This is a genomic window from Hydrogenophaga palleronii, assembly GCF_031457455.1.
GTDB lineage: Bacteria > Pseudomonadota > Gammaproteobacteria > Burkholderiales > Burkholderiaceae_C > Hydrogenophaga > Hydrogenophaga palleronii_A.
This window is the reverse complement of record NZ_JAVDWU010000004.1, coordinates 213,884-226,768: the sequence shown is the minus strand read 5'-3', so window position 1 is coordinate 226,768 and position 12,885 is coordinate 213,884. Positions and strand designations below refer to the sequence as shown.

At 66.7% G+C, this 12,885-nt stretch carries 11 protein-coding genes; 2 read left to right on the top strand and 9 right to left on the bottom strand.

What is annotated here, in order from left to right:
• Positions 1–51 precede the first annotated feature (51 nt).
• From J2W49_RS11145 to J2W49_RS11130, 4 genes are all read right to left on the bottom strand, one after another.
• Positions 52–1,464, bottom strand: coding sequence for a PepSY-associated TM helix domain-containing protein (locus J2W49_RS11145; protein WP_310315649.1), 1,413 nt, complete (start codon positions 1,462–1,464; stop codon positions 52–54).
• A 149-nt stretch (positions 1,465–1,613) separates the two neighbouring features.
• A complete protein-coding gene (locus tag J2W49_RS11140) occupies positions 1,614–2,087 on the bottom strand; it encodes a copper chaperone PCu(A)C (protein WP_310315647.1) in 474 nt (157 codons plus the stop codon).
• 42 nt (positions 2,088–2,129) lie between these two features.
• A complete protein-coding gene (locus J2W49_RS11135) occupies positions 2,130–2,492 on the bottom strand; it encodes a hypothetical protein (RefSeq protein WP_310315645.1) in 363 nt (120 codons plus the stop codon).
• 65 nt (positions 2,493–2,557) lie between these two features.
• Positions 2,558–2,941, bottom strand: coding sequence for a DUF2946 domain-containing protein (locus J2W49_RS11130; RefSeq protein ID WP_310315643.1), 384 nt, complete (start codon positions 2,939–2,941; stop codon positions 2,558–2,560).
• A gap of 127 nt (positions 2,942–3,068) precedes the next feature.
• On the opposite strand from J2W49_RS11130, the gene J2W49_RS11125 reads away from it, so the two are divergent.
• Positions 3,069–3,719 carry a glutathione S-transferase gene (locus J2W49_RS11125; RefSeq protein ID WP_310315642.1) on the top strand — a complete coding sequence of 217 codons (651 nt, stop codon included), beginning with the start codon at positions 3,069–3,071 and terminating at the stop codon, positions 3,717–3,719.
• Positions 3,720–3,868: 149 nt separating this feature from the next.
• Here J2W49_RS11125 and J2W49_RS11120 read toward each other — a convergent pair whose 3' ends face one another.
• Both J2W49_RS11120 and J2W49_RS11115 read right to left on the bottom strand, forming a co-directional pair.
• The gene (locus J2W49_RS11120; RefSeq protein WP_310315640.1) at positions 3,869–6,007 is read right to left on the bottom strand and encodes a TonB-dependent receptor family protein; all 2,139 of its coding nucleotides are present in this window, start codon (positions 6,005–6,007) and stop codon (positions 3,869–3,871) included.
• Between the two features lie 7 nt (positions 6,008–6,014).
• The gene (locus J2W49_RS11115) at positions 6,015–8,147 is read right to left on the bottom strand and encodes a PQQ-dependent dehydrogenase, methanol/ethanol family (RefSeq protein ID WP_310315639.1); all 2,133 of its coding nucleotides are present in this window, start codon (positions 8,145–8,147) and stop codon (positions 6,015–6,017) included.
• Between the two features lie 244 nt (positions 8,148–8,391).
• Here J2W49_RS11115 and J2W49_RS11110 point away from each other — a divergent pair, with 244 nt between their 5' ends.
• Positions 8,392–9,696 (top strand): helix-turn-helix domain-containing protein, encoded by a 1,305-nt coding sequence (locus J2W49_RS11110; RefSeq protein WP_310315637.1) that lies wholly within the window; start codon positions 8,392–8,394, stop codon positions 9,694–9,696.
• Here J2W49_RS11110 and J2W49_RS11105 read toward each other — a convergent pair.
• From J2W49_RS11105 to hisC, 3 genes are read right to left on the bottom strand one after another with little or no spacing between them, the layout of a single operon-like run.
• Positions 9,672–10,442: a lysophospholipid acyltransferase family protein gene (locus tag J2W49_RS11105; protein WP_310315635.1), complete on the bottom strand. Its 771-nt coding sequence runs from the start codon at positions 10,440–10,442 to the stop codon at positions 9,672–9,674. The two genes, J2W49_RS11110 and J2W49_RS11105, sit on opposite strands and share 25 nt — an antisense overlap.
• Complete coding sequence (locus J2W49_RS11100) at positions 10,439–11,776, bottom strand: dihydroorotase (protein ID WP_310315634.1); 1,338 nt, start codon at positions 11,774–11,776, stop codon at positions 10,439–10,441. The genes J2W49_RS11105 and J2W49_RS11100 overlap by 4 nt, the downstream gene beginning before the upstream one ends.
• The gene (hisC, locus tag J2W49_RS11095) at positions 11,773–12,873 is read right to left on the bottom strand and encodes a histidinol-phosphate transaminase (RefSeq protein WP_310315633.1); all 1,101 of its coding nucleotides are present in this window, start codon (positions 12,871–12,873) and stop codon (positions 11,773–11,775) included. The genes J2W49_RS11100 and hisC overlap by 4 nt, the downstream gene beginning before the upstream one ends.
• Between the last annotated feature and the right edge of the window lie 12 nt (positions 12,874–12,885).

Here is a 12,885-nt window from a genome sequence, read left to right as displayed (position 1 = left end):
GCCGTGAAATGCAGACGGGCGGTGGTGTGCGGAAACGCCTGCCGACGTCCCTCAGTTCAGTGCCGCCTTCAGCGTGGACCAGCGAGACATCAACAACGCGTCCAGCAACCATACGACCAACAGCGCCACGCCCGTGAGAGGAAACAGCACGCCCGTCACGCACAACAGCACAACGCCGGTTTTCCAGCGCGCCGCGTTCGCGGGGAGCGGCGGAGCAAACAGGTGGGCCGTGCCTGCAGGGCGCCGCTTCCACCACATCACCATTCCGCTGATGCACAGAAAGACCACGCCAGCGCAGAACAACAGGTTCAGCCAGGCGTTCCACAGGCCCAGGTCACCCTGGTGGAAGGCGGTGGCCACCGCCATGAACTGGGCCACCGCGCTGTATTCCTCGAAGGCGGCTTCGGCCAGCACGCGACCGGTATAACGGTCCACATGCACGGTGCGGTCCTGGGTGGGGTCGGTGAGGTCGCCGCTCATGCTGTCGGCCGAAATGGAGAACACACCGGTATCGTCTTGTGGCCAGCTGATGTGGTGCTGTCCCTTGAACCCGAGCTGCCTGGCCAGTTGGGCCACCGTGTCGATGGTCACCGCATGGCCCGCGGGCACGCCAGGTGTGCCCTGCATCGACCCTGAAGCAGGCAGCGGCGTCTGTTCCAGCCCCCACGGCACCTCGTGCTGGCCCGCGCTGTTGAGCGTGGCGTGGGTCGCCTCAGACAGCGGAATGTCGGACCACTTGGTGGTCGGGAAGGTGTTCCAGGGTTGCACCAACTTCGCGCCCCACACGCCGGTCCAGGCCATGCCGGTGATCAGGAAGGTCAACAGCACGGCGCTCAGCCAGAAACCCAGGCTGGCGTGCAGCGAGCGCCACCACAGGCGACCGCGCGCACGCAGGTTCGGCACCAGCACCTGTGCAAAGGGGGTGCCACCACGCGGCCACCACATGTAGACGCCGGTGACCAGCAACACAATGCCCAGGCCGGCTGCGATCTCGATCAGTGCGTCGCCCACCGGACCGAGCAGCAGCGTGCCGTGAATGGCCTCGGCCCAGGCGAAGACGGTGTTGTCCTTGTCCACCACCTTCATCACTTCGGCTGTGAAGGGGTTGACCGCCACGGCGTGGGTGGCGCCGTCGTGCTTCAGCTCGAACCAGCTGGCCAGCTCAGGTGTTTTGGGCGCGGTGTAGGTGGCGAGCGTGGCCTCTGGAAACCGGGTCAGCGCGGCTTGCGCCTGTTCGCTCACCGGCAGCACCGCGTCCTGTAGTGCCACATTCACCGGCAAGCCCAGGCGGGTCTGAAATCCGGTGAAAAACACCATGACCGCGCCGGTGATGGCCAGCATGAGAAGGAACGGCACCACGTAGAGGCCTGCATAAAAATGCCAGCGCCAGGCCGTGGCATGAAAGCTTGAAGATCTGGGCGGAACAACGGACCCAGGCGCATCCGCGGGGGAAGAAGAAATCACGGTCTCGATTCCAGAAAGGAACAGGCGAAAGAAGCCCCGCCAACGACGGCGCTGGTTTCAGGTGTGTACAAGGGCCGACGCACCGCACAACATGGCTGCGTAGCAAAGCGCAGCCAGGGCGAAGGCGTGTCGGCGCTGGCCGTCGAGGCTCAGTGCTTGTGATCCATGCCGGGCTTCATGGGCATGGCCGACTTGCTGCCCAGCGCGGTCACGGGCGCCTTGATCTCCTGTGTGAAGCGCTGCTTGGCGGCGTCTTCAAAGATCAGCGTGAGGGGCACGCTCTCGCCGCTCTTGAGTGGCTGCTTCAGGTCCATCAGCATGACGTGAAAGCCGCCAGGCTTGAGCTCCGTGGTGCGACCGGCCGCCAGGTCCAGCCCGGGCACCTGGCGCATTTTCATGACATCGTTTTCCATCGCCATTTCGTGGATTTCCACCACGCCGGCGACGGGCGATTCGACCGCCACCAGACGGGCGTTGGCCGAAGGCGTGAGGCGCATGAAGGCGCCCGAGGCCTTTTGCGTGGCCACGGTGCCGCGCACCCAGGCGTCTTCGACCTTGACGGTGGTTTGTGCCCAGGCACCGGCGGTGACGGCGAGCAACGAAGCGATAAGCAGTTTTTTCATGGGAACTCCTGTTGAGAAACGTTGAAAGGGGAAAAAGAACCTTCAGACCGGCTTTTCGGCCAGCAGCCGCCGGATGTCGGCCGTGTAGTCGTCGACCGTCTGTTCATGGCGCAGGGCCACACGGAGTCGGCCGTCGCGGTCGAACAGGTAGATCACCACCTGGCCGCGGTTGTCGGCCAGGGTACGTGGCTGGCCGTTGAAATCGGTCAACGCGAACTCGCGCCCGTAGGTGGCGCTGGTGATGTCGATGCCCTTGAACACCGGGGAGGTCGCGCCTGGCGAAGGCTGATCACAGCCCGCCAGCAGGCCAGTCACGCCAAGGGCCAGCCCGCCCAGCCACAAGGTGGCCGCGCGGCGCAAGGGATCGGCGGGCACGCCCGCACAAGAAACGGGAAAACGAGGCATGGGGCCTCCCGAACATCAGGGAACACACGCAGCACCCACGAACGGGGTGTGCAACCGTGGTGAGTTCAGGCGGCGAGTGGAGGCGCGCGGGCCAGGCCAGAGGCCCAGGTGCCGCGCAGAGCGGCGGTGCGGAAATAGACGGGGAGCGGTTCGGCCTGCTGTTGCAATGGCCCGGTGCTGGCCAACACCGGTGGCAACCCGGCTGCACCACCGTGCACGCTGCACCAGGGGCAGTCCATGCTGCTGGCGGACATGGGGCTCTCACCTTGGGCCGGGTCGGCGTCGATCTGGACCCACACCATGCCGCTGACGCTGCACACCTGCACCCAGCCGTCGCGGTCCGAAGACGCCACGACCGCCTGCGCCACGGTGGGCGCCAGCGCACCCAGCACCATGGCGAGCATGGCCAGCCAGGCGGTGAGTTGACGATGAGCGCGAACGTACGGCATCGGCGCAGTTTATCAGGCAGCCAGAATCTGGCTGATGCTGTTGCCTGCGCGACCCCCGCAAGCTGTGCCGGGCCGATACGATGCAGAACCCAAGCACCTGCTTCCATCAGCCCCCCGGAGACAACCCATGCTCAAGCTTTGTGGCTTCGCCGCCAGCAACTACTACAACAAGGTCAAACTCGCCCTGCTCGAAAAAGGCGTGCCGTTTGAAGAAGAACTCGCCTGGATCGGCGAAACCGACAAGACCGCCAGCCCGCTGGGCAAGGTGCCCTACCTCAAGACCGACGCCGGCCCGCTGTCGGAATCCACCGTGATCCTCGAATACATCGAGCAGGCCTTCCCGCAGAACCCGCTGATGCCGTCCGACGCCTTTGCTGCAGCCAAGGTGCGCGAACTGGTGCGCTACCTGGAGCTGCACCTCGAACTGGTGGCACGCAACCTCTACCCCGAGGCCTTCTTCGGCGGCAAGGTGAGCGACGCGGCCAAAGAAAAAGTGAGCCAGCAACTGGAGAAGAACATCACCGCCTTCGCCACGCTGGCCCGGTTCTCTCCCTTCATCGCTGGCGACAGCTTCACCCTGGCCGACTGCGCCGCCGCCGTGCACCTGCCACTGGTGAGCGGGACCACCAAGATCATCTACGGGCGGGACTACCTGGCCGATCTGCCGGTGCGCGACTACCTGAAACGGCTGGGTGAGCGCCCCACGGTGCAGCAGGTGAACGCCGACCGCAAGACCAACACCGAACTCATGCTGCAACGCGCCCGCGCCAAGGTGTAGGCACGGCTGACCTGCCGAGCGCTTCAACCCACAGGCCCCACGCACGAGATGACTTGAGGTCCAGAGACACCGCGGAACCGGCTTTGCCGGGCCGCAGGTGTCGCCCCCCTTCAGGGGGGTGGCGCCGAAGGCGACGCGGGGGGTGTTCTCTATTTCACGAGTTCCAGCCCGACAAAGATCGAGCGGCCCGCGCCCGGCTCATAAAAGCGCCCATTGCCTTCATTGACGATCACCGAACCCACATGCTTGCGATCGGTGAGGTTGTCGATGCGCACGAACTCGCGCCAGGTCCAGTCACCCCGCTTCTGCTCAAAACGCACGCCCAGGTTGAACAAGGTGCTGGCGCCAGCGAATTCCGTGTTGCGGTCGTTCACGGCCATGCGGCCGGTGTGACGCGCGTCCAGCGTGACCGTGCTGCCGGCCCAGCCGGTGTCCCACAGCACCTGCACCGCCGCCTGGTGTTTTGAGAGACCGGGCATCTGGTTGCCCGCGGCCACGGGCAACGTGGGCGCCAGGCATGGCGTGCCCGCGCAGGCCAGGAAGCCGTCGCGGTAGCGCGCGTCCAGCCAGGTGTAGGCCGGGCTGATGACCAGCGGCCCCCAGGCGAAGTCGGCCGCGAGCTCCAGACCATACCGGCGTGTGCGGCCCGCGTTCTGGAAGGTGGAGCGGCCGCCGCTGTTGGTGAGCACCACGATTTCGTCTTCGGTGCGGGTGTCGAACAGCGTGGCGCTCCAGGCGCCCCAGCCGTGGCGCCCACGCAAGCCCGCTTCCGCGCTGCGGCTGGTGGCGGCCGACAGGTTCTGGTTCAGTCCGGTGAGGCCCGACGGTCGGTACGCCACCTCGTTGAGCGTGGGCGTTTCCAGCCCTCGACCAAAGCTGGCAAAGGCCTGAACCTGGTCAGAAAGCGCATGTCGCACACCAAGCACCGGGCTGGTGCCGCTGAAGCGCACGCTGCCGCTGTCGTCCGGGTTGCCGGGGCCGATGTAGCGGTCGCTGGACTCGAAGCGCACGCGCGAGTGACGCAGGCCGGCGGTGAGGGTCCAGTCCCGGGAGGCCCATTCGGCCTGGGCGTAGGGATCGAGCGTGCTGGCGCGGTTGGTTTCGTCCCGGCGCAGACGCCCCTGCACACCCAGCGTGCTGCCAACGAAGTTCTCAAACCCCAGCCGATCTTCGCTCTGCCGGTCGCCCGCCAGCCCTGCCGTGACGGTGAGTGTTCCGTCGCCATAAGACTTGTCGAGCCGCCAGCGCGCATTCCAGCCGCTGTAGTCGCGGTCGAGATCGATCACGCCGCCCGCGCTGCCAGGCGGTATCTGCGCGCCGGTGGGCACGGCCTGGAACTGGCGCACCGCGCGCTGGCCGGCGTAGCCCATGAGTTCGACGCGGTGCCCGCCACCCAGCGCCTGTTCCCACGCCAGGCCGAGCTGGCTTTGCGACACACTTTTGCGGGTGTTGAAGTTGATGGCCGCCGCGTTGGTCTGTTGCGGGTCTTCATCGAACTCGGCGCGCGTGAGGCCCAGCGGGTCCAGCGCCTGGCTGGTCTGTCGGTTGAACACCAGCACGGTCCGGCCGCCTTCGTGCGGGCGGCTGAGCTTGAGGTTGCCGGTGCTGCGCGACGCGGCCGATTGCGCGCGTGCGCCATCGGTTTCGAAGGTACTGCCGTCCAGCGTGTACGACCAGCCGCGCTCGCCTTCGGCACCGGTCTGGCCGGTGAGCTGGCTGGAGAAGCGCCACAGGCCATCGGACCCTGCCGCCAACCCGGTGCGCCACTCGCCGGGCCGTTGACCGTCCTGCGTGTAGAGCGCGATCACGCCGCCGGCCGACGCACCGTACAACGCCGAATACGGCCCCCGCACGATCTCGATGCGTTCGGCACTGCCAATCGGAAAATTCGCCGCCTGGCCCTGCCCGTCGGGCGCACTGGCCGGAATGCCATCAACGAACAGGCGCACGCCGCGCACGCCGAAGGGCGAGCGCGCGCCAAAGCCGCGCACCGAAATCTGCAGGTCCTGGGCGTAGTTCTGGCGGTTGCGCACCACCAGCCCCGGCACCCGGCCCAAGCCTTCAGACAGGTTGATCTGCAGCTGGCCGGCGCGCAGCTCCTCGCCGTCGACCACATCCACCGACCCCGGCGAGCGCCAGCGCTCCTCGAAGCTGCCCTGCCCAGTGATGACCACCGGCGCGAGAGCGCCAGCGGTGTCGGTGTTGCCGGCGGCAGACTGGGCCTGCAGCGCCGTGACCATCACGCACAAGCCGCAGGCCACGGCCAGTGCATGAGGGCGCGGGATCAAAAACAGACTACTTCTTCGGCCGAATGGCATCGGCCGTGCCTTGAATGAAAGCCTTGATTTTCTGAACGTCATCGTTGCTGAGTTTTCCGGTGAAGTCAGGCATGCCACGCGCGGTGGCGGGGCCCTTGAAGACAAACTTGTCGAGGTTCTCGATGAACGAAGTGTCCATGTATCCGAGGTTGGGAATGTTGCCTCCCCGGTCCACGCCCGGCACGCCGTGGCAGAACACGCAGTTGCTCACATACAGCGCGGTGCCGGCCGGCACATGCGCCGGGTCGTATTTCACACCCTCGACCAGTTTGCCCAGCTGGTAGGCCACGTGTGCCGGTGGCTGCGCATTGCCCCCCACTGCGAAGGTGTACACCGTGCCGGGGCCGGTTCGGTCGGTGGCGCGCTGGGCCAGGCCGTACACGCCGCCCCAGCCCACCGCAATGGACACGTACTGCTTGCCGTCCACCAGGTAGGTGGAAGGAGCGGCGATCACGCCGGTGCCGGTGGGGGCCTCCCACAGCTGTTCGCCGGTGGTGGCGTTGTAGGCGATGAAGCGTCCGTCGGCCGTGCCCTGGAACACCAGGTTGCCGGCGGTGGTGAGCGTGCCGCCGTTCCAGGGCGAGATCTGCTCCTTGGTCCACGCGGCCTGCTGCTTCACCGGGTCCCAGGCCACCAGCCGGCCAAAGGGCTTGCTGGTGGGCGGTTCCACGTTGGCGAAATTGGCTGTGTTCCAGCCCATGTTGGAATGCGGTTCCCCGGGGCGCTCGGCGTTGAACTTCCAGTCCTTGTTGTCCATGAGCGTGAGCGGCACGCCCTGAACCGGCATGTAGACCAGGCCTGTGGCCGGGTTGAACGACATCGAGTGCCAGTTGCGCGCACCGAAGGCGCTCGGGATGATTTCGCGGGGGCGGTCGCCGGTGCGTGCGATCGCGGTCTCGATGGGCCGGCCGTTTTGGTCATAGCCCGTGGCCCAGTTCACATCCACAAAATTCTTCGCCGAAATGAACTGGCCGTTGGTCCGGTCGATCACGAAGAAGAAGCCGTTCTTGGGCGCGTGCAGGATCACCTTGCGCGGCTTGCCGTCCAGCGTCAGGTCGGCCAGGATCATGGGCTGGGTGGAGGTGTAGTCCCAGTTGTCCCCGGGCGTTTCCTGGTAGTGCCACACGTACTTGCCGGTGTCCGGGTTGAGCGCCACGATGGACGCAAGGTACAGGTTGTCGCCGCCGGCCGGGCTGCGTTTGTCACGCTGCCAGGGGGAACCGTTGCCGGTGCCGATGTACATCAGGTTCAGCTCGGGGTCGAAGGCCATGGCGTCCCAGGCGGTGCCGCCGCCACCGGCTTCCCACCATTTGCCGGCGTGGTCCCAGGTCTTGGCCGCGCGCTCCATCGACTCGTCTTCGAACGGCTTGGACGGGTCGCCCGGCACGGTGAACCAGCGCCACTTCTGTGCGCCGGTTTTTGCGTCGTAAGCGGTGATGTAGCCGCGCACACCGTATTCGGCGCCGCCGTTGCCGATGATCACGTTGCCCTTGAACACGCGCGGTGCACCGGTGATGGTGTAGCTGAACTTGCGGTCGATGATGGTGTCCTGCGCCCACACCTCCTTGCCGGTGGCCGCATCCAGCGCAATCAGCCGCCCGTCGTAGGCCGCCACGAACACCTTGCCCTCGTGCAGCGCCACGCCGCGGTTGACCACGTCGCAGCAACCCTTGTAGCCGGCCTCGCGCGGCACCTTGGGGTCGTATGTCCAGATGCGTTTGCCGGTGCGCACGTCCACCGCGTGCACGATGCTCCATGACGCGGTGACGTACATGATGCCGTCGACCACCACCGGAGTGGACTCCACGCCGCGCCTGGACTCGAGGTTGTAGGACCACACCAGCCCCAGGTCCTTCACGTTGTCCGTGCTGATCTGGTTGAGCTTTGAATGGCGCGTTTCCGCATAGTCGAGCCCATAGCTGGGCCAGTCGGCGGTCTGCGTGGCGTTGCTTTGCATGAAGGCCGCGTTGACCTTCCCGACGGCGGCCTTGATGTGGGCCGGCGTGCCCTTGGCGGGCGCCTGCGCCCAGGCGGAAGTGCTGAACGCCAGAGCGGCCAGCAGACCCACGGCCAGGCGGCACCGGGTGGTGGTGAAGTGGATCGGGTTCATCGTGTCTCCTGAATCAGCCTGCTGCGGCAGACTTGTTGTGGGTTGGCTGCATTGACCCCTGATGTGCTGGGTTCTTCATATGTCAGCCTGCCGATGCTCGCCCCGCAGCCCGGGAAATTCACCTTCGGGTTTTCCCTGAAGGTGAAGTGTTCCGCCGTGGAACACACGCCCGGGCTTGCAAGGGCTAACCCCATGCCCGACCCGCAGAAGGCCGCCGATACTTGAAACGGAAAAGGAGCCCGCCATGCCCCAGCCCGCCAGCCAACGCGCACGGACACCCCAGCCACTTTTTTTCCAGACACCCGACCAGCGCACCGCACTGGCCCGGGAGCGCTTCTTCGAAGAAGGCATTCGCCCTTCAGGACTGGTGGCTGAGGCGGTGCTGCAATCCTGGTTGCGTTGCTGTTCGGCACGTCAGCAACCCCGTGACGCCGTGAGCTTCGAGCCGGTGAGCAGAAGTCGCGTCCACGCCAGCCTGAGCCGCAACCGGCAGTTGCTGCAGGCCGGCAACTCCGAGCTCGGTCACATGGAAGCCGCCCTCGGTGGCACCGACTGCCGCGTGCTGCTGACCGACGCGCAGGGCGTGATCATCCACGCCACCGACCTGCCTCAGGCCCACGACCAGCCGCTGCTGCGTGCGGCGTCGCGCGTGGGCGTGAACATCGCCGAGAGTCATATCGGCACCAGCGCCCCCGGTATCGTGGTGCGCACCGGCGAGGCCTCCAGTGTGGCGGGTGGCGAGCACTTTCACCAGTGCCTGCATAACCTGTATTGCGCCGCCGCGCCAATCCACGACATCCACGGCCAACTCGCCGGTGTGCTTGATGTGTCGGTGGAAGGCGGTCGCTTTCCGTTCGACGCTGCGGCGGTGGTCGGCACCTACGCCACCACCATCGAAAACCGGCTGCTGCAACTGCAGTCCACCGGCCAGTTGCTGCTGCATTTCCAGGCCAGTCCCACTTTCCTCGACACGCCGCTGGAGGCGCTGGCTGGAATCAGCCCGCAGGGCCGCGTGCTCTGGCTCAACGGCGCCGGGCGCCGGCTCACGGGTTGCCACATGGAGGACGCTCCCACCGTGGACAGCGTGTTCGGGACATCGATCGAGCGGCTGATGGATCTGCACCGGCAAAAACGGATTCAGACGCTGCGCCTGCCCAATGGCCTGGGCGTGTGGATCAAGGGCCGCCTGAGCGGCGGCGATGGGGCGGACTTCAACCACGCGGTGGCCGTGGAAGGTTTGCCAGCGCCCTCACCCGGCCCTCAGGATCATGCGCACAAGGCGCACACCGCTGCTACTGCGGGCGCGGTCGTCGATGCACCGGCGGCTGTCGTCCTTGCGCCCTCACCCGCCACGCGGGCCACCCTGGTGGACCACAGCCAGCGCCTGATCGAGGTCACGCTGGCCGAATGCGGCGGCAACATCGCCAAGGCGGCCAGGGCCCTGGGCGTGTCGCGTGGCATGCTGTACCGGCGCCTGCAGAAATCCGCAAGCCAGCACGCGCCGGCCAGCACCCTGGGTGAAGCTCAGTCGGGCGACGCTTCGGCTTGATCCGCCTGCGGCAGCCCCAGCAGGCGCTGCACTTCTTCGCGCACATCGTTGGCCCAGGTTCGCCGGTCGCGTCCCTGAAACGTCTGGGGTTCGCCATAGTGCACCACCGCGCGCAAGTGGCTGGCGCGCAAGGTGGTCCAGATGGATCCGATCAGCGTGGTGTCGCCCACATACACCGGCGCATCGTGCGGCTCGCCGGTGCGACTGTCGACAAATCGCAGCGCCACTGGCACCACTGGTGCGTTGGCCGAAATGGCGGCCTGCAGCAGGTTGGCATGAAACGGCAGCAGCGAACGGCCGTCGCCGGTGGTGCCTTCGGGGAACACGCTGAGGATGTCTCCCTCGCGCAGGCGATCGGTCATGCGGTGCACCACGCGCATGGCATCGCGCCGGTTCTCGCGCTCGATGTAGAGCGTGCCCGCAGCGGTGACGAGGGTGCCCAGCAGGGGCCAGTGTCTGGCATCGGCCTTGGACACGAAGCGCGTGGGGTGAGCGGCGTTCATGACCAGGATGTCGAGCCAGGACATGTGGTTGGCCAGTTGAAGCAGGGGGCCGCGATCGGGCGGCGCTCCTTGCACCACCAGTTCCACTTGCAGGATGCGCAGCATCTGGCGGGTCCACTCGCGCAGCAGCAGCTGGGTCTGCGCTGGGGTGAGGCGGGCGTATTCAGTGCGGATGATCCAGAGGGCCCGCAGCACGTGCAGGCATGCCCGCAAGGCACGCCCGAGCGCGCGCAAGGTGTTCACGCGGTCACGGCACGGTCGGCGTCGGCAGACCAGTGCGCCAACTGCCCCCCCACCAGCGTGGCGCGAACGCTCACGGGCAGTTCGTGGCCGCCAAATGGCGTGTGCTTGCCCTGGCTGCGCAACACCGAAGCCTCCACCATCCAGGGCCGGTTGGGATCGAACACACACACGTCGGCCACGCCCCCCACCGCCAGTTTGCCCGCGCTGGCCTGCAAGGTGCCCAGGCTGGCGCCCAGCACGTTCTGCGGGCCTTCGGTCAGCACGGTGAGCGCCTGCATCAGGCCCAGGCCGTCCTGCTGCGCCCATTTGCAAGCCAGGCCCAGCAACAGTTCCACTGCCGTGGCACCGGGCTCGGCCTCGGCAAAGGGCAAGGTCTTGGCATCACTGTCCACCGGGTTGTGGTCCGACACCAGCGCGTCAATGCTGCCATCGGCCAGGCCGGCACGCAGCGCGTCGCGATCGCGTTGCTGGCGCACGGGCGGCTGCAGACGCAAGCGGCTGTCGTAGTAGCCGATGTCCACATCGGTCAGCAGCAGGTTGTGCACGCTCACATCGCAGGTCACGGGCAGACCTTCGGCCTTGGCCTGGCGCACCAGTTCCAGCCCGGCCGCGCTGCTGATGCGGCACAGGTGCACCCGCGCACCGGTACCGGCCTTGCCTTGCACCGCACGCATCAGTTCAAACAGGGTGTGCAAGGCAATCGTCTCGGCAGCCGCCGGCACACCGGCCAGGCCCAGGCGCGTGGCCAGCGGTCCACTGGCGGCCACGCCCTTGCCCAGCCAGGCGTCCTGCGGCCGCAGCCAGACGGTGTAGCCGAAGGTGGCGGCGTACTGCAGCGCGCGCTGCAGCACCTGTGTGTTCAGGATCGGCACCTCGGCCTGACCAAAGCCGATGCAGCCGGACTCGGTCAGCTCGGCCATTTCGGTCAGCACCTCGCCGTGCAGGCCGCGGGTGAGTGCGCCCAGCGGGAACACGCGCGCCAGATGCAGTTTTTCGGCGCGGAACTTGAGCATGTCCACCAGGCCGGGCTCGTCGAGCACAGGGTCCGTGTCGGGCGGGCACACCAGCGAGGTCACGCCCCCGGCCACGGCGGCGGCCATTTCGCTTTCCAGCATGCCGGCGTGTTCCTGACCTGGCTCGCGCAGGCGCACGGCCAGATCCACCAGGCCCGGCGCGACCACGCAGCCAGTGGCGTCGATGCTGCGGTTGGCGTGGAAGTCGGCGGCCACGTTGCCAATGGCGATGATGCGGCCAGCCGCAATCGCCACATCGGCCATTTCGTCGCGCCCTGTCGCCGGGTCCATGACGCGGCCGTTCTGGATCAGAATCTTCATGCGGATGCCACCTCGTTGGCGTTTTGAATGGGCGCGAGCAGATCGCTCAGCGCATCGACCAGCGCTTCGCACTCGGCCTGCGAACCCACAGTGATGCGCAGGTGGTCGGCGATGCGTGGCTGGTTGAAATGGCGCACCAGGATCTTGCGCTCGCGCAAGGCCTGCTGCAATTGCGCTGCGCTGCGTTGCGGGTGCCGTGCCAGCAGAAAGTTGGCGCTTGACGGCAGGCACTCGAAACCCAGTGCCGCGAGCCGGGTGGCCAGCCATTCGCGGCTGGCGACGATGCGCTGCGTGGTATCGGTGAAGTGCGCCTGATCCGCGAGCGCAGCCTGCGCGCCGGCCAGGGCGACCCGGTCGAGCGGGTAGGAGTTGAAGCTGTCTTTCACCGTCGTCAGTGCACGGATGAGGTCGGCATGACCCAACGCAAAACCCACGCGGAGGCCGGCCAGTGCGCGCGACTTGGACAGCGTCTGAATCACCAGCAACTGGGGGAATTCGTTGATCAGCGCAGCAGCGCTTTCGGCGCCGAAATCGACATAGGCCTCGTCGATCACCACCACCGACTCGGTATTGCGCTCCAGCAGCCAGCGCAGCGCATCCAGTGGCAAGACGATGCCGGTGGGTGCGTTCGGGTTGGGCAACACGACGCCCCCGTTGGGCTGCAGGTAGTCCGCCACGCGCACGCGGAAATCGTCGTCCAGCGGCACTTGCTGGCAGGTGATGCCGTAGAGCCCGCAGTAGACCGGGTAGAACGAATAGCTGATGTCGGGCACCAGCACAGGCCGGCCATGGCGCAGCAGTCCCATGAAGGCATGCGCGAGCACTTCGTCCGAACCGTTGCCCACGAAGACCTGATCGACCTGCAAACCGTGCTGGCCCGCGATCGTCTCGCGCAGCGCGAGCGCCTGCGGGTCCGGGTACAGACGCAGGGAATCGTTCACCACCTCGGCCATGCGCTGCAGGGCCAGCGCCGAGGGCGGGTAAGGGTTCTCGTTGGTGTTGAGCTTGATCCAGCCATCGCCCTGGGGTTGCTCGCCCGGTGTGTAGGCGCGCAAGCCTCGGAGCGCCGGACTCCAGAAGCGGTCGGTGTCTTTCACTGGATTACCCTC

What these genes read in the sequence shown, in the direction of transcription:
- J2W49_RS11140 (WP_310315647.1), bottom strand. Translation starts at nt 2,087, where the DNA reads ATGAAAAAACTGCTTATCGCTTCGTTGCTCGCCGTCACCGCCGGTGCC.
- J2W49_RS11135 (WP_310315645.1), bottom strand. Translation starts at nt 2,492, where the DNA reads ATGCCTCGTTTTCCCGTTTCTTGTGCGGGCGTGCCCGCCGATCCCTTG.
- J2W49_RS11130 (WP_310315643.1), bottom strand. Translation starts at nt 2,941, where the DNA reads ATGCCGTACGTTCGCGCTCATCGTCAACTCACCGCCTGGCTGGCCATG.
- J2W49_RS11125 (WP_310315642.1), top strand. Translation starts at nt 3,069, where the DNA reads ATGCTCAAGCTTTGTGGCTTCGCCGCCAGCAACTACTACAACAAGGTC.
- J2W49_RS11115 (WP_310315639.1), bottom strand. Translation starts at nt 8,147, where the DNA reads ATGAACCCGATCCACTTCACCACCACCCGGTGCCGCCTGGCCGTGGGT.
- J2W49_RS11110 (WP_310315637.1), top strand. Translation starts at nt 8,392, where the DNA reads ATGCCCCAGCCCGCCAGCCAACGCGCACGGACACCCCAGCCACTTTTT.
- J2W49_RS11100 (WP_310315634.1), bottom strand. Translation starts at nt 11,776, where the DNA reads ATGAAGATTCTGATCCAGAACGGCCGCGTCATGGACCCGGCGACAGGG.